General features: G+C 62.3%; 24 protein-coding genes. 11 read left to right on the forward strand and 13 right to left on the reverse strand.

Annotation, left to right across the window (positions count from 1 at the left end; translation table 11 throughout):
* Positions 1-15 precede the first annotated feature (15 nt).
* Positions 16-1,032: a sensor domain-containing diguanylate cyclase gene (locus IPL79_09365; protein MBK9071192.1), complete on the forward strand. Its 1,017-nt coding sequence runs from the start codon at positions 16-18 to the stop codon at positions 1,030-1,032.
* Positions 1,033-1,050: 18 nt separating this feature from the next.
* On the forward strand, positions 1,051-2,964 hold the full coding sequence (locus IPL79_09370) for a carboxypeptidase regulatory-like domain-containing protein (GenBank protein ID MBK9071193.1): 1,914 nt from the start codon (positions 1,051-1,053) through the stop codon (positions 2,962-2,964).
* A gap of 7 nt (positions 2,965-2,971) precedes the next feature.
* Here the strand turns inward: IPL79_09370 and IPL79_09375 are convergent, their stop codons facing one another.
* Complete coding sequence (locus tag IPL79_09375) at positions 2,972-3,220, reverse strand: hypothetical protein (GenBank protein ID MBK9071194.1); 249 nt, start codon at positions 3,218-3,220, stop codon at positions 2,972-2,974.
* Between the two features lie 196 nt (positions 3,221-3,416).
* Between IPL79_09375 and IPL79_09380 the strand changes: the two genes are divergently transcribed.
* Both IPL79_09380 and IPL79_09385 read left to right on the forward strand, forming a co-directional pair.
* Entirely contained in the window at positions 3,417-3,914 is a 498-nt protein-coding gene (locus IPL79_09380; protein MBK9071195.1) for a hypothetical protein, read from the forward strand.
* A gap of 182 nt (positions 3,915-4,096) precedes the next feature.
* A complete protein-coding gene (locus IPL79_09385; protein ID MBK9071196.1) occupies positions 4,097-4,393 on the forward strand; it encodes a carboxypeptidase regulatory-like domain-containing protein in 297 nt (98 codons plus the stop codon).
* A gap of 14 nt (positions 4,394-4,407) precedes the next feature.
* Here IPL79_09385 and IPL79_09390 read toward each other — a convergent pair whose 3' ends face one another.
* Entirely contained in the window at positions 4,408-5,529 is a 1,122-nt protein-coding gene (locus IPL79_09390) for a glutamate--cysteine ligase (protein ID MBK9071197.1), read from the reverse strand.
* 338 nt (positions 5,530-5,867) lie between these two features.
* Here IPL79_09390 and pyrE point away from each other — a divergent pair, with 338 nt between their 5' ends.
* Together pyrE and IPL79_09400 are read left to right on the forward strand one after the other, a co-directional pair.
* Entirely contained in the window at positions 5,868-6,434 is a 567-nt protein-coding gene (gene pyrE, locus IPL79_09395) for an orotate phosphoribosyltransferase (protein MBK9071198.1), read from the forward strand.
* Positions 6,435-6,501: 67 nt separating this feature from the next.
* Positions 6,502-7,158, forward strand: a complete 657-nt coding sequence (locus tag IPL79_09400; GenBank protein MBK9071199.1) for a hypothetical protein — start codon at positions 6,502-6,504, stop codon at positions 7,156-7,158.
* Positions 7,159-7,178: 20 nt separating this feature from the next.
* On the opposite strand, the gene IPL79_09405 is transcribed toward IPL79_09400, so the two are convergent.
* Positions 7,179-7,727, reverse strand: a complete 549-nt coding sequence (locus IPL79_09405) for a hypothetical protein (protein MBK9071200.1) — start codon at positions 7,725-7,727, stop codon at positions 7,179-7,181.
* Positions 7,728-7,824: 97 nt separating this feature from the next.
* Here IPL79_09405 and IPL79_09410 point away from each other — a divergent pair, with 97 nt between their 5' ends.
* On the forward strand, positions 7,825-9,771 hold the full coding sequence (locus tag IPL79_09410; protein MBK9071201.1) for a sigma 54-interacting transcriptional regulator: 1,947 nt from the start codon (positions 7,825-7,827) through the stop codon (positions 9,769-9,771).
* Between the two features lie 210 nt (positions 9,772-9,981).
* On the opposite strand, the gene IPL79_09415 is transcribed toward IPL79_09410, so the two are convergent.
* Entirely contained in the window at positions 9,982-10,569 is a 588-nt protein-coding gene (locus IPL79_09415) for a hypothetical protein (GenBank protein ID MBK9071202.1), read from the reverse strand.
* Positions 10,570-10,716: 147 nt separating this feature from the next.
* Here IPL79_09415 and IPL79_09420 point away from each other — a divergent pair, with 147 nt between their 5' ends.
* From IPL79_09420 to IPL79_09430, 3 genes are read left to right on the forward strand one after another with little or no spacing between them, the layout of a single operon-like run.
* Positions 10,717-11,151, forward strand: a complete 435-nt coding sequence (locus tag IPL79_09420; GenBank protein ID MBK9071203.1) for a hypothetical protein — start codon at positions 10,717-10,719, stop codon at positions 11,149-11,151.
* Positions 11,152-11,170: 19 nt separating this feature from the next.
* Positions 11,171-11,965: a DUF2071 domain-containing protein gene (locus IPL79_09425; protein ID MBK9071204.1), complete on the forward strand. Its 795-nt coding sequence runs from the start codon at positions 11,171-11,173 to the stop codon at positions 11,963-11,965.
* A gap of 1 nt (position 11,966) precedes the next feature.
* A complete protein-coding gene (locus IPL79_09430) occupies positions 11,967-12,461 on the forward strand; it encodes a DUF393 domain-containing protein (GenBank protein MBK9071205.1) in 495 nt (164 codons plus the stop codon).
* On the opposite strand, the gene IPL79_09435 is transcribed toward IPL79_09430, so the two are convergent.
* Positions 12,458-12,955 (reverse strand): biopolymer transporter ExbD, encoded by a 498-nt coding sequence (locus IPL79_09435; protein MBK9071206.1) that lies wholly within the window; start codon positions 12,953-12,955, stop codon positions 12,458-12,460. The genes IPL79_09430 and IPL79_09435 overlap by 4 nt on opposite strands.
* Before the next feature lie 4 nt (positions 12,956-12,959).
* Positions 12,960-13,637, reverse strand: a complete 678-nt coding sequence (locus IPL79_09440; GenBank protein ID MBK9071207.1) for a MotA/TolQ/ExbB proton channel family protein — start codon at positions 13,635-13,637, stop codon at positions 12,960-12,962.
* Between the two features lie 126 nt (positions 13,638-13,763).
* Between IPL79_09440 and IPL79_09445 the strand changes: the two genes are divergently transcribed.
* Positions 13,764-14,045: an oxidative damage protection protein gene (locus IPL79_09445; protein MBK9071208.1), complete on the forward strand. Its 282-nt coding sequence runs from the start codon at positions 13,764-13,766 to the stop codon at positions 14,043-14,045.
* 28 nt (positions 14,046-14,073) lie between these two features.
* Here the strand turns inward: IPL79_09445 and IPL79_09450 are convergent, their stop codons facing one another.
* The 7 genes from IPL79_09450 to IPL79_09480 all read right to left on the reverse strand — a co-directional run bounded on the left by IPL79_09450 (position 14,074) and on the right by IPL79_09480 (position 21,401).
* Positions 14,074-15,141: a hypothetical protein gene (locus tag IPL79_09450; GenBank protein MBK9071209.1), complete on the reverse strand. Its 1,068-nt coding sequence runs from the start codon at positions 15,139-15,141 to the stop codon at positions 14,074-14,076.
* Between the two features lie 135 nt (positions 15,142-15,276).
* A complete protein-coding gene (locus IPL79_09455; protein MBK9071210.1) occupies positions 15,277-15,693 on the reverse strand; it encodes a cytochrome C oxidase subunit IV family protein in 417 nt (138 codons plus the stop codon).
* A gap of 66 nt (positions 15,694-15,759) precedes the next feature.
* A complete protein-coding gene (locus IPL79_09460) occupies positions 15,760-17,430 on the reverse strand; it encodes a cbb3-type cytochrome c oxidase subunit I (protein ID MBK9071211.1) in 1,671 nt (556 codons plus the stop codon).
* A 10-nt stretch (positions 17,431-17,440) separates the two neighbouring features.
* Positions 17,441-18,640: a cytochrome c oxidase subunit II gene (gene coxB / locus IPL79_09465; GenBank protein MBK9071212.1), complete on the reverse strand. Its 1,200-nt coding sequence runs from the start codon at positions 18,638-18,640 to the stop codon at positions 17,441-17,443.
* Positions 18,637-19,542 carry a hypothetical protein gene (locus IPL79_09470; GenBank protein ID MBK9071213.1) on the reverse strand — a complete coding sequence of 302 codons (906 nt, stop codon included), beginning with the start codon at positions 19,540-19,542 and terminating at the stop codon, positions 18,637-18,639. The genes coxB and IPL79_09470 overlap by 4 nt, the downstream gene beginning before the upstream one ends.
* Positions 19,526-20,107 carry a hypothetical protein gene (locus IPL79_09475; protein MBK9071214.1) on the reverse strand — a complete coding sequence of 194 codons (582 nt, stop codon included), beginning with the start codon at positions 20,105-20,107 and terminating at the stop codon, positions 19,526-19,528. Before IPL79_09475 ends, IPL79_09470 begins: the two co-directional genes overlap by 17 nt.
* Positions 20,108-20,129: 22 nt before the next feature.
* Positions 20,130-21,401 carry a hypothetical protein gene (locus tag IPL79_09480; GenBank protein MBK9071215.1) on the reverse strand — a complete coding sequence of 424 codons (1,272 nt, stop codon included), beginning with the start codon at positions 21,399-21,401 and terminating at the stop codon, positions 20,130-20,132.
* Positions 21,402-21,417 lie beyond the last annotated feature (16 nt).

Below are 21,417 nucleotides of genomic sequence, written 5' to 3' on the forward strand. Positions count from 1 at the left end.
TGCCCCGGAGCCAACATGACCACCACGCGCGACAAGCAACTCCCCAAGGTTCTCTTCGAGATTGGCAAGACCATTGGCTCGGGGCTCGAACCCGAGCGCATCTTAACGCGCATTTCGGAGCTAACGTGCGGGCTCATCTCGGCCGACGCCTGCTCCGTCATGCTGCTCGATGCGTCGCGCCAGCGCCTGCTGGTCAAGGCCGCGTATGGCTTGCGCACCGAGCGCGTCGCGCAGCTGTCGTTTGCCGTCGGCGAAGGCGTCGCCGGCTGGGTGCTCGAGACCGGCGAGACCGCGCTCATTCCGGACGTTCGCTACGACACCAGGTTTGTCCGCCGCGACGGCTCCCGCACGCCAATCCTATCACTTTTGTGCGTACCGCTGATCTCGCGCGGCGATCGCGTGGGCGTGATCACGGTCACCGCTTCGCGCGCGGCGGTGTTTTCTGGCGAGGACGCGGAGATCTTAGGCTTCATCGCCGCGACCATCGCGCTTGACCTTGAAAACGTGCGCTTGCACCGCGTCGCGGTAACCGATGCGCTGACCGGCGCGTACAACCGCGAGTTTCTCGGCCAACAACTGCCTATCGAAATCGATGCCGCGCGTAGCCGCAAACAAGGCTTGTCGGTGGCCATGGTCGACGTCGATCATTTTAAATCGATCAACGACCGCTTTGGCCACGACGTCGGTGACGTCGTGCTTGCGGAGGTCTCGCGCCGCTTAAAATCTGCCACGCGTGGCGGCGACTTGCTCATTCGCTACGGCGGCGAAGAATTCCTCGTCGTGCTGCCGCGTGCCGATGCCGCCAGCGGCCTCGAGGTAGGTGAGCGCATGCGCGTACGTGTCGAAGAGTCACCGATCGTCATTACCCACGCCGACGAGCGCCTCGAGCTTTCCGTGCGCGTCTCCGTCGGCGTCGCCACGCTGCGCACCATCGATGCTAGCGAGACCGCCGCCGAGCTCATCAAGCGCGCCGACGCCGCGCTCTATGCCGCCAAGGCCCGCGGCCGCAACCGCGTCGAGCAAGCCGCGTAGTTGGTGTAGGCTCGCGGCGTGGCTGATGAGTCAACGACGAAGGGCAAGACGCCGGCGCGCGGACGGGTCGCGCTTTGGGTGTTTGTGGTTTCGGCGGCCGCACTCGGCCTGTTGATGGTGCGCTTATCTTGCGGTTTGGCGTCAAATGCCACGACGGCGGCGATCGATGCAGGCCCCACCAAGGTCAAGGCGAGCCCGTGGCGCGGGCGGCGAATTGGCACGGGCGTCGATGCGCTAGCCGCCATGCGCCGCAGCCTGCAGGAGCAGCACGGCTCCGCGATTGGGCTATTTGTCTTTGATGACGTCGATCCCATCGGCCAGCTTCGCCTGGAGGGCCGGGTTGTCGACGCCAACGGGAAAGGGGTCGGTGGCATAGATGTATTCATCAGCGGCGTACCCAGGCGCACGACGCTCACGGAGCCCGACGGCTCGTTCTATTTCGACGAACTCATCCCACAGCTCTATCGCTTGTATGCCCGAGGCGACGCTGGGTCGGCCGGGCCCTTGTGGTTTCAACTAACCGAGCGCACGGAATCTATCACCTTGGTGCTGCAGGCGGGCGGTGAGCTAGTGTTCTGGGTAAAGACGACGCAAGGCGCTCCGGTGGCAAATGCCACGGTCGCCTTGTCGGCGTATGAGGCGCTGCTAGGCGCAGACTCACCTGCCTTTGAGATCGCCGCGCTAACGGACGCGACAGGGCAAGCGATGTTCAGCCGGCTGCCACATGTCACGATCCGCTACACGGTATCGGCCGACGGCTATGCGAGCTCGGGTTTTGACTTCACCAGGGTGCCGGCCCTACGCCATGAAATCGACGTGGTGATCGATCCTGCGGCGCTCGTTCACGGCCTGGTGCTGCAGGCCGACGGCGTTCCCGTAGCGGATGCGTGTGTGAAGCGCTGGCCGGATGTGCCGTGCCAGGCTACGACCGATGCAGCTGGGACCTTCTCGATTGCGCCTGAGGTGAATCGTACTAAGTATGCATATTTATTCTTTGTCACTCATCCTCAGTGGGGTTGGGGCTACCCCGCCAAACCCGAGGGCAAAGGGACAACGTCCGAACCCTACGTAGTGCGGTTGCCGCCGTATCGTCGCGTCAGCGGGGTGGTCCTGCAGAGCGGCGGTGAGCCCGTCGCTAATGCCTTAGTCCGCCTTGGCATTCAACCAGTCGAGCATCCCGATAGCACGATGCCAGTTGGTGGGGTGGTAGCAAGCGACGAGCAAGGACAGTTTACGCTGCTCGTGCCAAGCAAGGTGGGGTGCACTCTGATTGCTTTCAATGGCGAGTACACCTCAACCGCGGTGAAGATTGATGCCAGCGATGAGGCGCCCGCGCCCGTCGAGCTGCGCATGCTAGACGGTGCCACGTCGGCGATACGCGGCCGGGTATTCTTGGCCAGCGGCGAGCCCGCAGAGGGCGCGCAGATAAGTTCCCGCTTAGCGTATGTGCAACGAACAACTGAAGACGCAAGTGTACTGCGAGGCCCGGCCACGGCCCTAACCGATGCGGAGGGCGTGTTTCAGCTAACCGGCCTCGAAGCAGAGAAGTATGAGCTTACGGCATGGGATGCGAGTTCCACGGGGCGCCGTCATCCATCGGCGAGGGTCATCGCTGTCGCAGGGGCGACCAACGTGGAGATTCGATTGCCGGCATGGGGATCAGTGATTGCAACGGCACATCAGGCAAACGGGTTGCCAGTGGCGAAATCGGTCATGCTAATCCTGACCTCAACGTCAACGACGCCCCGAAGAACGCCCGGCATATCAACAAAAAACAGCGAAGGCAAGGTGCGCTTGGATGGCGTGGCGGTGGGCACGTATGAGGCGCAGCTTGTTTCAGCTGGCCCTATTACCGCGACGTTTCCGGTAGTGGTAACACGCGCCGGAGAGGTGGTTGACACGGGCGTTCACGTGCTAGAGAGCAAAGACTGAGAAAACCCTATGGTAGCCGTACCCATTGCAGCGTTGAAAATGGGCGCTGCGAGACGTTGTAGAGTTCCTCGGCACCGTTGTTGCGCACTTTCACTAGATACGTGCCGGCGCCGTATCTGGCATCGATTTCGCACGAAATGACGTCGAACCCTTTGGCCGCGGCGTCCTTTACTATTCTGCTGGCACCGCCCGCGAGGGCGCGGAACACTAACACCCCAACGCCAACCATTAGAAACAGAAAAAATAGGGCTCGCATGCGCAGAGTCTAGCCAAGCGCAGTGATCATCGCAAATACGCCAGCTAAGGGTGTAGGGGCCCCTTAGCCTGGGGCAAGGGGCCCGCTACCTACGCTCCTAGACGCCCGGGCCTTGGCGGGACTGGGCCGGTAGGTAGCGTTTACCCATGCCAAATGGGGCTCGGCGCATGGCCCAGGGATTGCACTTGTCTTGGGCATGAAAATTATTGAGAGTTCCTTAATCGCAGCCCTCCTGCTGGTAAATATTGCCACTCCAGCAACCAGTCACGCGACTCGGCAACCCAGCAACGCGCAACGAGATCGTGCGGTCGGAAAGTCGTTTGCACGACCGGTACATGCCGGTAAGCCACGTCGCAACAACTTGCTGTCTCCGACGGCCAAAGCCAACGCCGCGGTGAAGCCGCTGGAGGTGCCAGCAAGCAAGCGAACGGCGGTGCAGCGGACCTCGAGGAGCAGACCGGCCTTTAAGGTCGTCTTGAACCGCCTGTCAGGTGTTGCCCAAATGCTGGTCGGCGCTTTTCTCGGTGGGCTCGCGGGCGGGTCGATTGAAACCGCGCTTCAATTGAACGAACCCTTTCTAGTTGGCTTCGCGATCATAGCCTCCTTGGTGGGGTTTAAGTTCGCTGTCGATGGCATCGAAATCATTGACGCGGAAATTAAGGAGTCAGTTCAGCGCCGCGCTAGCGCACAATAGTCGAGCAGGGTCGCTTTCGCAGGTGTAATGCGCGGCTGTGAAGCATGTCACGGTCAACTCACTGTCCGCGAAAGTATATGCGTTGACAGCATTGAGGTCACCACGCTACCAATGGCAGGTGCGTATCTTGATTTTTATAGGCGTTCTCACCGCTTTCGTAATTGGTGGATGTGGGGGAGTGCGTGTTTGACGAACAAGTTCGCGGTATTGTGCGCGACTCATCGGGCGCGCCGATTGCGGGCGCAACCGTGACGACGTGTGATGATGGCAACCGTTGTGACGTTGGCGGGACCGCGTGCCGATCGGTTGTAACGGCCAGCGATGGTGCTTTCGAGCTCTCCGTTGAGCAATGCTCGCCATCGGTTAATCAATGCGAGTTGAGGCCGATTGTGATAACCATGGATGGATGCACTTCCATCGATGCGCAGCCCGCACACAATGGAACCGCCGTGCTTTCGTTTGAGTTGGCGTGCACGTAGCGCGCGTACGGCGCTTACAGCGGCGACAGCTCGGGGTGCTCTAGCTTGCGCACGAGGTCTTCGTATTCGCCGGTGGTGGCAAAGACGCCGAGTTGGAAGTCGGCTTGGGTTTTGCCGGATTGCACGATGCCTTCGAGTGGCCACAACAGCCCCACGGCGGACGCGTCGAGTGCGGCGAGGCCAGTGCGCGCGATGGCAAGCAAGTCGCGCGCCACGTCGTGCAGCGTGCCGCTGCGATGCGGCAACTTGGTCGCAAGGCCCTGCACGGCCACGTCATCGAGTAGCGCGTCGCGCTGAGCTAACGTCAGCGGTGCCAGCAAGGCCGTGGCAGCTTTGCGAGCCCCGGCATCGTAAAGCAGCCCACGCGCAAGCGGCGCCAACGCGGCAATCATCGGCAGCGAGCCACAGTCGCAGCTACGGATTTCGATGTATTTTTTAAGGCGCGTCTCCGGAAATAGCGTCGAGAGATGCAGCGCCCAATCGGCCTGCGTCGCGCGCTCGCCCCCGTGCCCTTCGGCCATGAAGCGGCGAAATGACATGTTGCCGACGTCGCGATAGCCACCGCGATAAATGAAATACATCGGGACGTCGAGTGCCCATTCGGCGTACGCCGTGAAGATATCGTCGCGCTCAAACACAAACGGCAACAAGCCGGTGCGCGCGCGATCGGTATCGCGCCAGATATGCGCCCGCACGCTGGCAAAGCCGCCCGCACGGCCCTCCACCACCGAGCTATTGGCATAGAGCGCCGTCAGCACCGGCGCGATCGAAAACGCGCAGCGCATTTTCTCGGCGGCGTCCTGCTCGTCGGAAAAATCGAGGTTGACCTGCACCGTTGCGGTGCGCAGCATCATGTCGAGGCCGCGGCTGCCCACTTTGGGCATGTAATCGCGCATCACCGCGTAACGCGCCTTGGGCATCCACGGCACGTCGCCGCGCGCGCCCCATGGACGAAACCCAGCGCGCAGCCACGCGATGCCATGCTCTGCCGAAATCTGCCGCAACACCTTGGCGTAGCTAGCGAGCAGCTCCGCGAATTCCGCATCTTTGGCCACGGGCGGCCCCGCGAGCTCGAGCTGCCCACCCGGCTCGATCGTTATCTGCGACGCGCCCGAGCTTAGCGCAATGGTGGCCATCTTCGATAATGGGCGTCCAGCCGCGCGCGGCAAATGCAGCCAACACGGCGCCAATGCCATGTGGGCCGTCATAGCCAGGCGCATGCGAGGGCCCGCCGCTGCCATCGCGCCTCACGCCGATCAACTCGTGCTCGGTGCCGATGCGCCACGCGGCCGCCGGCTTGTTGCCCGTCGCGAAATACGCGGTGAGCTCGCGGGCTGAGGTGACGGGGACATGCTCTGACTCGTTGACGATGTGCACGGGTGGACCTTGGCGGCAACGTACGGTGGGGGCCAGGGCACGTCAACCAGCATGTCACCTCAACCGGCAGGCCCGCCTGCCGTGATAGGTTCGCCACATGATTGACACACCGGCCACGCAGAAGGACCGTCTCCTGGCGCTCTTGCGGCAATACGCGTTTGCCGAGCGTGAGGTTACGCTGTCGTCTGGCAAAAAATCGAATTTCTATATCGACTGCAAGCAGGTCACGCTCGATGCAGAAGGCCACGTGCTCATTGGTCAGCTGCTGTCGACTATGCTGGCCGAGGTCGCGCCGACGGTCACCGCCATCGGCGGCCTTACCATGGGAGCCGATCCCATTGCGTCCGCTATCGCCACCATGAGCTTCGTCGGCGGCCGCCCGCTGCATGCCTTCTATGTCCGCAAGGAAGCCAAGGGGCACGGCACCGGGCAATGGCTGGAGCGCGCCGCTCGCATCGCGCCAGGCTGCGATGTCGCGGTCGTCGAGGACGTGGTCACCACGGGCGCTGCATCTATCACGGCGGTGCAGCGCGTCGCCGAGGCCGGCTACCGCGTCGCCTGCGTGCTAACGATTGTCGACCGCATGGAGGGCGGCCGTGAGGCAATTGAGGCTCATGCGCCGCTGCACGCACTGTTTCGCCGCACCGATTTCCTGGCCAAATAGCGCCGCCATTTGATGCGCGGCCCGCTAAAGCCCTTTAAACTTACGCGATGAAGCTGCGTTTCCGTCGATGCCTTGGTGCCGCCCCCTGGCCTGCCTGATCGCGGTGGTGGGCTGTGGCAAAACGCCCCCCATCTCGTTCTCGACCACGGTGGCATCGCCGCCACCCGAATCCATCAAGCTCAAAAAGGTAAAGAAAAGCTACGAGCTGGTGACGCGGGCGTGGACGCGGCACGGCCTAGTTACCGCCGACTATCAACAAATCATCGAGGTCTATGCGACGCTGCGCAGCCCCGAGTGGGCCACCGCGTCGCTGCGTCGCGAATTTGCCTTCGCCTCGCCGAGCCTAGACACCCGCGACGCCAAAGTCGCCGCGATGCAAAAACGCAGCGAAGAGTTCGTCGAGTTTTCGATCCTCGTGAGCACCTGGGACCGCGCCGAAAACATCCTGCATCGCATGGAAAAATCGCCGTGGACCGTCTCGATGGTCGGCGACAATGGCGAAATCGTGGCCCCGATCGCCATCGAACGCGACAAACGCCCCGACTATGTGATTCGCGCCGAGTTTCCCGCCCATGGCGACTTCTCGACGGCCTACAAGGTTCGCTTTCCCAACCAGGGCTTGCTAGCGCCTGAGCGAGCGGCGCTTACGTTGCGTGTGTACGGCGTGCGCGGCGCCATCGAGATGACGTGGCGCAATGGCGAGACCGTCTCTAAATACTATTGAACGACGCGCAGGGCGCGCGCTTACCAACCCAGCAGCCGGCGCCACCACGGCTTGGCGGCCAGCTCGCCACGCTCGCGCTCGATCGTCAGCGTTTGATCACTGACGTCACTCGAGAAAAAAGCCTCATCCAAATCGCTAAAGCTATCGGAGGCCGACGACGATGGCGCGGCAACGGGAACCGCGGTCACAGCTCGCGGCGCCGGCATGCTCGGGCGCGCGCCGACCATGGCCGCATTTTGCACGATGATGGTGCTCGAGCTGACGCTGGTGGGTTGCATGGCGCCATCGGGCACAACCGGTGCCACCAGCGCGGGCGCATCGGACGGCGCACGCGACCGCTCAGGCCCGGGCACGACGGCAAATTCGCCGCTCGCCGAACGGTGGCGAGGCGAGGCCGCGGCGAGGGCCGCCGATGTCTCGGTTGTTGGCCCGTCCGGCGTCGGCGCCAGCGCGCCTGCGGCAGCCGCTAACGCATCCTGCGTCTCGGCAGAGGGGCGGCGTGCTCGAGGCGGCGTCGGGCTCGTGGCGGCAGCGGCGCTCGCCCGATTTGCGCCGCGTTTCTTCGCCATAGCCCCAATCTAGCGTGATTTTTGCTGCGGCGAAACCGGAAGTTGCCGCTAAGACTCTCGCGCCGCTGCCGATACCGGGTACCATGCGCCCACGTCTGTGCTGGTGCTAGAAGTTCTTCACGGGACGGCGACTCAAGCGGTCTTCGAGTGTCGCGAGACGCCCATCACCATCGGGCGGGCCGCGGCCAACACCATCGCGCTCGATAACGTACATCTCTCAAGCGAGCACGGCACGATTCGCCGTGAGGGCAACACCCACATCTATCGCGATCTGCGCTCGACCAATGGCTCGGCGCTCGAGCGCGCCGGGCACCGCATCGCCATCGATGCGACGCGTAATTTCGAATGCGTGATCGAGCATGGTGACGTGCTGGTGCTAGGATCACTCAAGCAACCCGTCATGCTCCGCGTCCGCGTTTCGCAGCGCAGCGAAACCAGCGACGACGCCGAGGCGGGCAGCGATGGCGCCGGCACCGAGCACATTATCGCCAAGCGCGCCATCGGCGACCTGCCGTCAGTCGCCACCCAGCTTGAGCACGATCCCGTGTCGGCGCTGCGGGTGTACAAAGCGCTGCAGCGCCTTTCGGCCCGTGTCGACGAGGGCGCTACCCTCGCGACAACCGCCGAGGCCATCTTCGAGCTGCTGCCGCGCGCGACCCATGTCACCATCCTGCTGCGCGCCGAGGTCGATCGCGACAAATACGTCATTGCCACCGCGACGCAACGCGATGGGCAAGCCTTGGCGGCGAGCGACGTGCGCGCCAGCCGCAGCGTCTTGCGACGCGTGCTAGCCGACCGCGCCGGCCTGCTGCTCGCCAACGCGGCGCAGGAACTCTCCGCATCGCAATCGATCTTGGCTGCCAACATCCAATCGACCATCGCAGTGCCGCTGTGGCGCGGCGAGGACATCATCGGCGTGGTGCAGGTCGACAACCGCTCGTCGGGCATGTTCCTCGAAAACGACCTCGAGGTCATGCTGCTGATCGCCAGCCAGGCCGCGCTCGCCATCGACAACGCGCGCCTGTTCGCCCAGGTGACGCGCGCCGCCGACCAGGCTCGCGGCGAAAACAGCTACCTCAAGCAGCGCGCGCACAAGGCGGAGTTCACCCAGATCATCGGCGAGGCCGCGTCGATGAAGGCGGTGCTCAGCCAGCTCGAGCGCGTCATTAATACGCGCGCCACCGTGTGCATCGAAGGCGAGACTGGCACCGGTAAAGAACTCATCGCAAGCGCCGTGCATTACCAATCAGTTCGCCGCGACAAGATGTTTGTCGCGCAAAACTGCGCGACCCTGCCCGAGCACCTGCTGGAATCCGAGTTATTCGGCCACAAGCGCGGCGCCTTCACCAGCGCCGACAGCGACAAGAAGGGGCTCTTTGAGCTCGCCCACGGCGGCACCATGTTTCTCGACGAAATAGGCGAGATGCCGCAGCCACTGCAGGCCAAGCTGCTACGCGTGCTGCAAGAAGGCACCATCCGCGCGGTCGGCGCCGTCGAAGAAAAGGCCATCGACGTCCGCATCATTTGCGCCACCAACCGCGACCTGCAGGCCGAGGTCGACGCCGGGCGCTTTCGCCAGGACCTCTTTTATCGCCTGATGGTATTTCCGATTCGCCTGCCACCACTGCGCGAACGCCGCGAAGACATCCCGCTGCTCGCCGCTCATTTCTTACGCCGCTTCTGCGATGAGATGCGCGTCGTCGTCGACGGCTTTACGCCCGAAGCCCTGCTCGCGCTGCAGCACTATCACTGGCCGGGCAATATTCGCGAGCTCGAAAATGAAATCCAACGCGTCGTGATTGGCGCCGAGCCGCAGCAACCGATTGATATCGGCATGCTCTCGCCCAAGCTGCGCTCCGTCGACGCGGCCGCCACCCGCACGCCCGCCGGCGAGGGCACGCTCAAAGAGCAAATGGATCAGGTCGAGCGTTGGCTCTTAACCGAGGCCCTGCGCAAACACGACAACAACAAGACCCGCACTGCCGCGACGCTCGGCATCACGCGCGAGGGCCTGCACAAGAAGCTCGCCAAGTTTGGCATCTAAACAGAAACGCATTGCGTGGGGACCTTTCGGTGTACGGCTTCGCGAGCCTCGTTACAGCCAGACGGCTGCGCCTCGGCATCGCGAGTGCATGGGTTGGCGCGGCCTTTCTATGACGAAACACAAGCGTACGATTCCAGCATTCGGACACTAGCGTGTCCGCGTTCTGTTCTCCGCCATTTAGGATCTGTTTCTACGCGATCTTGCTTCGCCCTAGCTGGCACAGCGCTGCGCGACGTCGCGATAAGCGGCGACGCTCGCCTTCATCTCCGCACTTTCTTGTCCGTTGTCATTATTTTCCAAAAACGCGGTCAAGCCCTCGACGAAGTCCTTGTGGTCATAGCCCTCGTTCGCGGCGTACGTGTTTAGGGCCTCACAAGCAGCTTTCACCGCGGCCTCCCCTTCGGTGCGCAGCGCCTTGGCCTGTTTGCCATCGCCCTCCACTTGTTCGAGCGCTGCCACGGCATCCACCGCCGCACTCGCCTTATCGAATTGGCCGCTAATGGGCGCCGTCGCGAGCTCCATAACTTTCGAATGGCGCGCGTTCACCGCATCAAGTGCGTCGCTCTGCGATTTGTCTACTTCTAAGGTGCCAACTCGATCGACCATCGCGTCCCAGTCCCGATCAGCAGTCACGAAGCAGACCAAGCTCTTGCAGGCCTCCATCTGCGCCAGCATGCCCTGCGCCTCGCTTAACCTGCTATCGGTTTTCTCACTAGTACGTTCGTCACGAACGATGGAGACCACCACAACCACGACGCCAACCAACCCACCGATGCCTTTTACGACCTTGTTTGCCATTGTCTTATTCCCTCTGTGACACGGCCTATAGTGCAAATGCCGCCCCAATTGCAACCCCTTTTCGCTTGTCGGCAGAACGGAGCGTACCGTGTCGTTTCATGGGGCGTCGAACGTAACGCGCATTTGAGAGTGCTATCGTTGGCCACGATGAACAGTTGGCTTTGGCCGGTGGCAATGGCGATCTGTGGCGTGTTCACGTTAACCCTTGGGATTGCCCATTTTTTCTTTCCCATCCTGCTCGATTTTGAGCAGGCCATTCCCAAGCAGGGTGCGCCCCTAAAGCCGTTTCGGTTAGGCCCTATCCGGCATGCCACCACGCGTCGTGACGTGCATGGCATTGCCTGGGTGATGAATCACGCCGCCAGCTACACGCTGGTGAGCATCGGCGTGGCTGATCTATTGGCCATGTATTGGCTGGGGACGGCGCCAGGTCGGCTGCTCTTGGTGTGGCTTGCGGGTTGGTGGTTTGTGCGCGCGGGCAGCCAGCTATATCTTGGCAAGCGGCGGGGGGACCGTTGGATCATGGCGGGGTTTGCCTGGCTTGGGTTGGTCCATTTGGCGGCGGCATTCCTGGCAAATTGATCAATACGAAGAAGCCGTCATGCCGCCGAGTCGCCCTGCCAAATTCCAAGACCCTACGGGACGCCTAGACCATCGTCCGTGGCCGCTCCCCGCCGGACCGTGGATCATGCAGCAGCAGTGGCGGGACCTGCTGTTCATGCATTGGCCGGTGCCAGTCGATGCGATGCGCGCGCTGGTCCCTCCAGCGCTTGAGCTAGATCTGTTCGATGGGGTGGCCTGGGTGGCAGTCGTGCCATTTCGCATGACGGGGGTGCGGCCGCGGGGCGTGCCAAGCCTGCCGTGGATTTCGGCGTTTCCTGAGCTAAATGTTCGCACCTATGTGCGCTCGCGAGAACCGCGAAATCCAAAGCCGGGGGTCTATTTTTTTAGCCTCGAGGCGGCCAACGCGCTCGCCGTGTGGGCGGCGCGCACATTCTTTAAGTTGCCCTATTTTAATGCCGAGATGACATGTGACCTGGACGGCGAGCAAATCAACTACCGCTCAACCCGCACCCATCGGCAGGCGGCACCAGCGCGCTTTGCCAGCACATATCGTCCAACCGGGGCGCCCTACCTTGCCAATCCCGGCACGCTCGAACACTGGCTAACCGAACGCTACAGCCTCTATACGGTCGACGAGCGAGGCCAAGCTTATATCGGTGAAATCCATCACGAGCCGTGGCCCCTGCAGCGAGCCGAGGCAGAAATCGAATGTAACGAAATGGGCCTGGCCAGCGGCATCATGCTGCCTGACCGCCCGCCACTGCTGCACTTTGCCCGCCACCTGGATGTGGTGGTGTGGCCGCTGCGCGCCGTCACAGCCGAAAACACCTGATATGAGCGAAGCGGGCCCTTTACACACCGCCGGCGCCACCGGCAAGCACATCGTCTTGTTCGACGGCGTCTGCGTGCTCTGTAACGGCGCGGTGCGCTTTATTCGTAGGCGCGATCGCGCGGGGGTGTTTAGGTTTGCCACGCTCGGGGGGCCCCGCGCAACGCGATTTTTAGCATCGCTGGGCGCGCCGGCTACGGCGGCGGGAAGCGCGCCAACCACCATTTACGTGGTTACAAACTACGGCACCCCCGCGCAACGCCTCTACAGCCAATCGACCGCGGCGCTGAAGATTGCGCGCCTCTTGCCATGGCCTTGGCGCGCGTTTGTCATTGGATATGTCGTGCCGCGTCCGGTGCGTGACTGGGCGTATCAGTTTATTGCCAAGCGGCGGTATCGCTGGTTTGGCGAGTTGCCCACCTGCCCGCTGCCCACCGCTGCCGAACGCGCCACCGAGATGCGCGACGACGAATTCGCGACTATCGAGCACGAAAACTAGTTCGGCGAGGTCGCAATCGCCAACCGCGTCAGCCCCACCGCCTTGGCGCGCTCCATGAGGCCAACGACGCGGCCATGCGGTACGCCCTTGTCGGCAAGCAGCACCACCTGCGTCGTCGCATCTTTGACGTAGGCCGCCTGCAGCATCGCATCGAGCTCGGCGTCGGCGACGACTTGTTGCCCGACCATAATGGCGCCCGAGAGCGCGATGGTGACCGTGATCGACGCATCGGCAGGGCTGAGCTCTTGCGCCGCGCCCGCGGGCAGAGTGACCTTGAGCCCCGATTTTTGCTCGCGCTCGGTCTGCTCGATCAAAGCCTCTTGCGCCTTGTCCGCCTCTTTTTGCACCGCGAAGGCGGCGATCATAAAGATGATGACCAAGACGAGAAACACGTCGGTGAGCGGCGTGATGTTGATTTCGGCAAATACGCCGCCATCGCCTTCATCGCCGTCGCCCTCATCAGCGCCTTGCCCTGGCAGGTTGCCCATCGCCATAGACTTACGCCTTCGCTCCGGCGCTGTCGGCGGCCGCCCCGCCCTGCGCCCCACCGTTCGCTTCAATCAGCGTCTCGAGAAATTCATCCGCGAGCAACTTGGTTTCCGCGGCCGCCTTTGCCGCGCGCTGGCCGAAGTAGTTGTATAAAATTACGGCCTCTACGGCGACCAGAATACCCGCCGCGGTCACCACCAGAGCCTGCGAGATGGGGCCGAGCACCTTGGACACATCGCCCTCAAAGAGGCGCATGGCATCCATAATGCCAACCACGGTGCCAAATAGCCCAACAAACGGCGCCGTCGCCCCGATGGTGCCTAGCACCCACAGCTTGGCGCGTAGCCCCGCCACCAGGCGCTGCCGCTCGCGATGCACTGCCGCCCACACGAATTCGTCGCGATGCTTGCCGACCTTGGCAAAGCCGACCAAGAAGACATCCGCCAGCGGCGAGATGCTGCGCTCGCAGGCCGACCGACCATCCGCGGTGGAGCCCTTGGCCAGGGCCTGATTGACGTTGCTGGCCAGGAGCTTAGCGCGGGCGATAAACTGGTATTGCGACAGCGCGCGCTCGATCGCGACCGCGATCGCGACCACCGAAAACACCGCGATGACCCACATCGAGCCGCCGCCATGATTCATCAAATTTAGAAACGAGCTCATAAGGGTCTCCACTGTACTACGCATGCCGTGGCCTGGCCCACGGCCGCCCTGTTTTTGCGGCCCCCGCGCCGACTGCCCATACCGGGTTGGACCGTGCGGTTGCCGATTTGGTTGCTTGCCAAGGCGGCCAAGTCCTGCTCAATTACCGCCATGTCAAGAATGGTCCAATGCGCCAAATTAGGCGCCGAACTCCCTGGCCTGGCCTACAAGCCGTTTGCCGATGCGCTCGGCCAGCGCATCTACGAGCAGATCTCCCAACCCGCGTGGCAGGAGTGGATCGAGCACAGCAAAAAAATCGTCAACGAATATCGCCTCGACCTCACCTCAAAAAAATCGCATGACATGCTCAAAGAGCAATGTGAGCAGTTCTTATTTGGCGGCGGCGCGACCATTATGCCGGCCGGCTACGTGCCACCCGCGCACTCGCACTAGCTGAGCTGAGCGGCGCGAGGGCCTACGCTTACTTTTTACTCGTCGGTGCGGCCGTGGCTTTCGATGGCGCCTTTTTTTGCTCAGCCTTGCTACACGGTGCCATGTCTTGCTCCACCTGCTGCGCGGTGTAGCCCGCATCGCTCTTGCGCCTCGCCGTGGCTGCCTTGCTTGCGTCGCTGCAGCGCCCCGCCTTGGCCAGCGCAGCGACGTCGACCGGCAGCGGCTTTGGTGCCTTGAGGGTTGAAGGTGGGGCGCTCGTGACACTGTCAGTTGCAGTGACGACATCCGCCCGCTCTGCCGTGGCCTTCTCATCCATAGACGGCGCCGAAGCGACCGCACGAGGCCGGGGCTCAGCGAACTTTTTTGTGGGCGCGGCATCGGACCCCTGCACGGCGCTATCGTCAAATGACGCCGAGCCCGCCGCGGAGCCAACCTTGCCTTCCGAGGCATTATTGCGCAGGCCCTTGTAGCCGTCTTGATCTTGCTCCAACTCCGCCGCCGGGGCGACCGCAAACTTTGAAGCCTCGCTGGCTCGATCGGGCTTCATCGCGGCCAGGCGCTCATCCGCCGACGCCTCTTTCTTGACTAGTTTGCTTTTGCCAGCGAGCGCCTGGTCATCCGCGTCCTGCATCGCCTTGTCGGCCTGCCGACGCGCGGAATCCTTAGTGCCTAACTGGTCCACGGGAGCGCCGGCCACCGACGGTGGCGGCGAGGCGGCCGCAGGGGCCATCTCGCGAATTTCCCGCCTGTCTTCCAGCATGGCCGACGCCTGGCGGTCGACACCATGATCGGACTTCTGCAGCATGACCAGCCCCGCAACCGCTGCGCTGGCGACGGCGACTGAGCCTATGGCCGCCCACATATGGCGTGGCCGAGTGCCCAGCCATCCCATGATGCCACCGGTTGAAGCCGTGGCGGCTTGCTGGCGCGCAGCCTCCCGAAGAGCCGCGAGCATGGCCTCTGACGGCGCCGGCACATACTGGGCGCTCGCAGCCAGACGTTGGCGCAAGCGGGCATCCAAGCGCACGTCCGCGTCCTCGGCGGCCAGGCGGTCGCCTGCCCCAAGGTCTCGGTCGGAATCGCGGTGGTTGCTCATCGGGTCACTAGGTTCAACGTGCGGCGGGACGATTAGATCTAGCCCAATTCTAGCAAAAAACCCACCCCGCGTCGATCTGCGACCCGCAGCGCGTGCAGCCCTTCCCTGGGGGCGCCCGTCCGGCTGAGCCAAAGCCTATTGTGCGGTTGGTCGCGGTCCGTACGGCGCAGCCGGCACCGCCTCGGGATCCCACACCACCGACTGCTGGTATTGCCCCGCGTCCATCAAGGCAAAGCCGACAAACAGCGCCGAGGCCAAGAGGGCGCCAACAAACAGCACCGAGTGAAAGATCTTGTCGTAACGAAGATGCATGAAATAAAGCACGACCAACGTCGCCTTCACCGCCGCGATGGCCATCGCCACCGCAAGATTCATCGATGGGCCAAAGTCGACCTTGGTCGCCAGCACCGTGATCACGGTGAGAAACATCAAGAAGACCCACGTCTTGACCAGCATGCTCAGCGACGCGACATGCGCGATGCCGTGATGGTCGTGCGCGTCGTCGGCGGCGTGAGAGGTGTCGGTAGTGGGTGCTGCGTGTGTTGCGCTCATGGGCTGTCTCCGCGAGTTCGATGGCTGATCGGATAATGGTGAGAAAGTGAAGTGACCGGCTGCAAGCTACGGGCGCTCGGGGTGTTGCCGCACCCAGTTTTGTGTCGCCTCGTCAAACACCATATCGTCGTAATTATACAGCTCGTGCAGCACGGGCTGCGCGGTAAAGTTGAAGGTGGTCGGCGGCGTTACTTGGGTTTGCCACTCAAGCGTGCTGCCGCCCCATGGGTTGCCGGGGGCCTTTTTGCCGTGCTTCCACGACCGCAGCAAATAGACGACCTGGATGAACATCGAGACGCCCAGGATAAACGCGCCAATCGACGACAGCTGGTGATACAGCGTGAACTCGGGGTCGTAGTCCCAATAGCGACGCGCCATGCCACGCGCGCCCATGATGAACTGCGGCATAAACGTCAGGTTAAAGCCGATGAAGACAAACCACGCGCACCACTGCGCCAGGCGCTCGGGGTACATGCGGCCGGAGATCTTCGGCCACCAATAGTGCACCGCGCCAAGGAAGGCGACCAGCGTCGACCCCATCATGACGTAGTGAAAGTGCGCGACGACGAAATAGGTGTCGTGCAGGTGGACGTCGACCGACAGGATGCCGAGGAAGAGGCCGGTGAGGCCGCCGATGGTAAATAGCAGCAAGAACGACAACACGTAAAGCATCGGCGCCTGCAGGCGAATATCGCCCTTATAAAGCGTCGCCAGCCAGTTAAACACCTTAATCGCCGAAGGGATGCCGACCGTAAACGTGAGCGCCGAGAACACCATCGTCGCCAAGCGCGATTGCCCCGAGACAAACAGGTGGTGGCCCCAAACGAAGAATGAGAGCAAGGCCAGCGAGATCGACGAGTAGGCGATGAAGCGATAGCCGAAGATGGGTTTGCGGGTAAAGGTGGTGATGATCTCCGACACCACGCCCATGGCCGGAATGATCATGATGTAGACGGCGGGGTGCGAATAGAACCAGAAGAAGTGCTGAAACAGCACCGGATCTCCGCCGAGGTCGGGATTAAAGATGCCGATGCCAATGAGGCGCTCAAAGAACAGCAGAAACAACGTGATGGCGAGCACCGGCGTTGCCAACACCTGAATGAGCGCCGTGGAATACAGCGCCCACACATTAAGCGGCATTTGAAACCAGCCCATGCCCTTGGGGCGAAACTTATGAACCGTGACGAGAAAGTTCATGCCGGTGAAGATCGAGCTAAAGCCGAGCAAGAAGGCGCCGAGCACCGCCGGAATAACCGCGGTCTGCGTGGTGGTGCTGTATGGGGTGTACAGCGTCCAGCCAGTATCGACGGCCTTGATGGCAATGGAGAGGAGCAGGCACAGCGCGCCGGCGCACCACAGATAGAACGACGTCAAATTTAACTTAGGAAACGCCACATCAGGCGCGCCGAGCTGGACCGGCAAAATAATGTTGCCGAGGGCGGCCGGAATGCCGGGGATGATGACCAAGAACACCATGACCGCGCCGTGCAGCGTAAAGATCTGATTGTACTGATCTTGCGTAAACAACTGCTGCCCGGGGAAGAACAGCTCGGCGCGCACCATGAGCGCAAAAGCGCCGCCGAGCAGCAACGCGAACAAGATGGCGTAGAGATACATCAGGCCGATGCGCTTGTGATCGAGCGTAAACAGCCAGCTCTTGAGGCCCTTGCTGGCGTCGATGTAGTTGGGCTCGGTTGTGGTCGCGCCGGCGTCGGCCGGTAAGGTAGTTGATGCCATGGGAGTGCTCCTACTTCAGGCTCTTGATGTATTCGATGAGGCCGCGGATTTCATACTCTTTGAGCAAGCCGGCAAACGACGACATGCCCCCCGCCGGGTAGCCGGCGCGGGCCTTGGCATTGGGATTGAGGATCGATTCGGTGATGTAGTTTTCGTCAACCTTGCCCGCGGAGCCGTCGGCAAAGGCGACGTCGCCGTCCCAGATCCCCTTAAACGATGGCCCAACGATGCGCGAGCCGTCGATCGAGTGGCAGGAGTTGCAGCCCTTCTTGGCATACAGCTTCTCGCCCAAGGCGCGCAGCCCGTCGGCGGTGTCGGGTGGCTTGTTGCTGTCGGCGAGGTAACGCTCATAGCCACCTGGCTCATGCACCACCACTACGCGCTTCATCTGCGAGTGGTCCTTGCCGCAATACTCGGTGCAGTATAGGCGGTAGACGCCGGGCTTGTTGGCGTGAAAGAACAGATAGGTAAAGCGATGCGGCAGGACGTCTTGCTTGGTGCGAAACGCCGGCACCCAGAAGCTGTGGATGACGTCTTTAGACTTCATCACCAGGCGCACCGGCGTCTCGACGGGGACATGCAAGATGGAGTCTGAGGTGCCATTGCTATGCAAGAAGCTCCAGCCCCACTTGTACGCCTCTACCTGAATCTCCAGCGAGTTCTGCGTGTTCTGCGGCACCGCCATCATTTTCATGTAGCCACGCCAGCCAAAGACAAAGAGGAACACCACGATGATCGTCGGAATGACGGTCCACGTGATCTCGAGGGTGTCGCTGTGCGAGGGCGACGGCTCGGCCTTGTGGCCTGGACGATGGCGATACTTAATCACCATGTAGACCGTGGCCGCCGTGATCGCGACGAAGAAGAAGATCGACAGCGCGAGCACCGCGTAAAACATGGTGTCGGCGCCATCGCCCGCCGAGTTAATCAGCGGCGGCATCCAGTATGAATCGTGTTGTGCCCACGGTTGCTTGGCCAGCTGTTCATACCAAGCATCCACTGCCGCCGGCGAGCCCGCCGGCGCAGGCGCAACGGCTGCCGCTGGCGCGGCCGCGACCGGTGCAGCGGTCGGCGCAGCGGTCGGCGCGGCGGCTGGCGTAGCGGCGGCCGGCGCGGCAGGTTGTGCCAAGGCTGGCGTCGCCAACGCCAATAGGACGGCGAACGCGAGCGCGCCGCGAAACGTGAGGTTTAATGCCTTACCAAGCTTCATTGTAACTTGCTCCAGATTTCGTGTTGCGTGCGCACCCCGCGAAGGTTGCGCCAAAATGTAAAACCGATCAGTCCGGCGATAAACACCACGACAAACGCGAACGTGCCCCACCGCATCACCGACGTCGCCACCTTTTGCGCGCCCTCGTGTTTCTCGTACATAAAGCAGCGCATGAACATGCCCGCGGCCTCGGATGACTGTCCGGCAGCGGCGGCATAGAGCGAGGTATCGAGCAGCGCATCGGGAAATTGAATGCCACCGAGATAGCGCGACACCGCGCCGCGTGGCGTGATTAGAATGGCGGCCGCGGCGTGGCCAAACTCGGCACGCTCGGGCAGCCACTTGTAGCCAAAGCCAACCGCGGCGGCGAGCGCCTTGATGGCGGCGTCTTCGCCGGGGGTTTCCGCGAGCAGTAAGGTCCAGGCGCTGCCGAGGGCCGTGCCAACCTCTGGTGCCTGCGCCGTCACCATGTCGATGTAGCGCTGCCGCGTTTCCACCGCGCGGGCGACAGTCTCTTTTGCCTCGATGATGACGGTGACCACCTGAAACTGCTGGCCAGGAGTGAGTTTGGTCGCCGCAATGGATTTTGCCAACCCCGTGAGCTGCATGCTGCACAGCTGCGGGCAGGTTGTGTAATTGAACGTCAAGATGGTCGGGATGTTGCCGACAAACACGTCGCCCACCGTGCGCACGGCGCCGGTGTGGTCGCGAAAGCGCAGCCCTTGCGGCAGCGCGGCGCCGACGCGCTCGGTGATGCCGATGCCGTTCATTTCCTTGGGCGCGGCCTCGGTGTAATCGCCAAAACTTGTCGCACCTTCGGCGTTCGCCGAGGCATGGCTGCCAAGCGTAACGGCGAACGCGGCGTAGATCGCCAGCGACGCGTATTTATGGCGTTGGCGCATCGCCTCCTGGAGCCGGCGCAGGCGCTGGCGCTGGCTTGACGGCGGCCGGCTTAACCACAGCCGGCTTAACCACGGCCGGCTTAGCGGGCGCGGGCGTTGCAACCTCAGGTGCCGGCGTCAGAGATGGGGCTACCGCTGGGGCGGCGGCTGGGGCGGCAACTAGGGCAGCCGCGGTCAGAGGTTGCGGGCGGCCGTAAACTGTTTGCACCGTGGCTACGTCCGAACGACCGACGCTCGGCACCAGATTAGACGCATCGACCGCGGCCTCAGTGGCCACGAGCTTCATCGCTTCCGTCACGGGAATTTGAAAGACATCGGGCGCCCCAGCGGCACCAGGCTTGCGGTTATACGATGCCAGCGGCGCTTCTTGCTGCGCCCGCACGGTATCGTAAAACGCGCGTTGACCACCGTACAGCGCCTGCTTGTCGGCGCTAGCCGTGTCATGGGCGTGAAACGCCTGCAAGGCGACGATGGAGACGTACACCAGCACGGCGCCGCAAATGCCGACGGCGACGATGGTGACGTTGTTGAGCTTGTCTTCTTGTTTGTGAGCGCCTGCTGACATGACGGTCTCCTAGTCGGTGTCGTTAGAAATTCTCGTGTGCCAGGCAGATGCCAAGGCGCGGGTCTTTGACCGGCACCAACTTGCCCTTGCCAAGCGCGGTGCCAATGGCGCCAACAAACAGCGCCATCAGGGCAAACCACGTGGTGACATCGACCGCCGTAAACCCGACGGTGTAGGCCGCAGGATCGCCGGTGAGCGGCCCCGTGACGACGCCGTTTGCCACCGGCCACGTGTAGTTGGGCATGATATTCCAATACAGATCGAGCCAGTGAAACACGAGCTGCCACGCGGCGAAGAAGGCCAGCGACGGCAGCACGCGCTTGGTCCAGCGCGACAGCAAGAACAAAAATGGCAACGCCCAGTGCCCAACCAAGAGCAGCATCGAGACGACGTTCCAGTTGTTGTACCAGCGGTAGATGTAGAAAATGGTTTCTTCGGGGATGTTGGCGTACCACTGCAGCATGAACTGCGAAAACGCGGTGTAGGCCCAGAAGAAGGTAAAGGCAAACAGCATCTTACCCAGGTCGTGATAGTGCTCGGTGGTGATCGACGTTTGTACGCGACCGGCGCGCTGTAGCGCCATCGAGAGCAGCGTCAACGTGGCGTACGAGCCGATCATGCCGCCGCCAAAGATGTTGACGCTGTAAATCGTCGAGTACCAGGCGGGCTGCATCGACATCAAGATGTCAAAGCCGGCGAAGATGGTGGTGAGCGCAAACAGAATGACCATCGGGCCCGAAGCGACGCGCATGGTTTCCGAAAGCTGTTCATCGCCGGTTTCGTCTTGCAGCCGCGAGCGCTTGGCGAAGTAGTAGGCGATGAACGAATAGAGGGCAAAGTACAGCACGTAGCGCGCCGCAAAGAAGGTCGGATCGAGCCACCCGAGCTTGCCGTGAATGTGGTGGCTGAGGTGCGCGTCGTGGTGCGCCCAGTAATAGAGGTCGTCATAGCCCGCAACCACCGGGATGATGAACGCCAGCCCGAGTACGCCAAGCACCGGAAAGGTAATGGTAATCGCCTCGGCAACGCGCCGCACGACGACGCTCCACCGCGCGCGCGTCAAGTGATGGATGATGACAAAGAACAGCGCGCCAATGGCGATGGTCCAAATAAACGACCAGCCAATGAGGTAGGCGAAGAAGAAGCGCTTGAGGTTATCGCCGGCGGCATTGCCCAGCAGCAGCGAGATGGCGAGCAGCACGATGCCGCCGATGTACCCCGCGCGCGTCAGGCTCTTGCCGAACGCGCCCGCCTGGATGTTTTCTGTTTCTGGAAGAGTCGCTTTGGACGCCATGACTAAAATTCCATCC

Source organism: Myxococcales bacterium, assembly GCA_016716835.1.
Taxonomy (GTDB): Bacteria; Myxococcota_A; Polyangia; order Haliangiales; family Haliangiaceae; genus JADJUW01.

Coding starts and splice junctions, on each gene's coding strand:
- IPL79_09365 (MBK9071192.1), top strand. CDS start 16: ATGACCACCACGCGCGACAAGCAACTCCCCAAGGTTCTCTTCGAGATT.
- IPL79_09375 (MBK9071194.1), bottom strand. CDS start 3,220: ATGCGAGCCCTATTTTTTCTGTTTCTAATGGTTGGCGTTGGGGTGTTA.
- IPL79_09380 (MBK9071195.1), top strand. CDS start 3,417: ATGAAAATTATTGAGAGTTCCTTAATCGCAGCCCTCCTGCTGGTAAAT.
- IPL79_09390 (MBK9071197.1), bottom strand. CDS start 5,529: ATGGCCACCATTGCGCTAAGCTCGGGCGCGTCGCAGATAACGATCGAG.
- pyrE (MBK9071198.1), top strand. CDS start 5,868: ATGATTGACACACCGGCCACGCAGAAGGACCGTCTCCTGGCGCTCTTG.
- IPL79_09400 (MBK9071199.1), top strand. CDS start 6,502: ATGCCTTGGTGCCGCCCCCTGGCCTGCCTGATCGCGGTGGTGGGCTGT.
- IPL79_09405 (MBK9071200.1), bottom strand. CDS start 7,727: ATGGCGAAGAAACGCGGCGCAAATCGGGCGAGCGCCGCTGCCGCCACG.
- IPL79_09415 (MBK9071202.1), bottom strand. CDS start 10,569: ATGGCAAACAAGGTCGTAAAAGGCATCGGTGGGTTGGTTGGCGTCGTG.
- IPL79_09420 (MBK9071203.1), top strand. CDS start 10,717: ATGAACAGTTGGCTTTGGCCGGTGGCAATGGCGATCTGTGGCGTGTTC.
- IPL79_09425 (MBK9071204.1), top strand. CDS start 11,171: ATGCCGCCGAGTCGCCCTGCCAAATTCCAAGACCCTACGGGACGCCTA.
- IPL79_09430 (MBK9071205.1), top strand. CDS start 11,967: ATGAGCGAAGCGGGCCCTTTACACACCGCCGGCGCCACCGGCAAGCAC.
- IPL79_09435 (MBK9071206.1), bottom strand. CDS start 12,955: ATGGCGATGGGCAACCTGCCAGGGCAAGGCGCTGATGAGGGCGACGGC.
- IPL79_09440 (MBK9071207.1), bottom strand. CDS start 13,637: ATGCGTAGTACAGTGGAGACCCTTATGAGCTCGTTTCTAAATTTGATG.
- IPL79_09445 (MBK9071208.1), top strand. CDS start 13,764: ATGTCAAGAATGGTCCAATGCGCCAAATTAGGCGCCGAACTCCCTGGC.
- IPL79_09450 (MBK9071209.1), bottom strand. CDS start 15,141: ATGAGCAACCACCGCGATTCCGACCGAGACCTTGGGGCAGGCGACCGC.
- IPL79_09455 (MBK9071210.1), bottom strand. CDS start 15,693: ATGAGCGCAACACACGCAGCACCCACTACCGACACCTCTCACGCCGCC.
- IPL79_09460 (MBK9071211.1), bottom strand. CDS start 17,430: ATGGCATCAACTACCTTACCGGCCGACGCCGGCGCGACCACAACCGAG.
- coxB (MBK9071212.1), bottom strand. CDS start 18,640: ATGAAGCTTGGTAAGGCATTAAACCTCACGTTTCGCGGCGCGCTCGCG.
- IPL79_09470 (MBK9071213.1), bottom strand. CDS start 19,542: ATGCGCCAACGCCATAAATACGCGTCGCTGGCGATCTACGCCGCGTTC.
- IPL79_09475 (MBK9071214.1), bottom strand. CDS start 20,107: ATGTCAGCAGGCGCTCACAAACAAGAAGACAAGCTCAACAACGTCACC.
- IPL79_09480 (MBK9071215.1), bottom strand. CDS start 21,401: ATGGCGTCCAAAGCGACTCTTCCAGAAACAGAAAACATCCAGGCGGGC.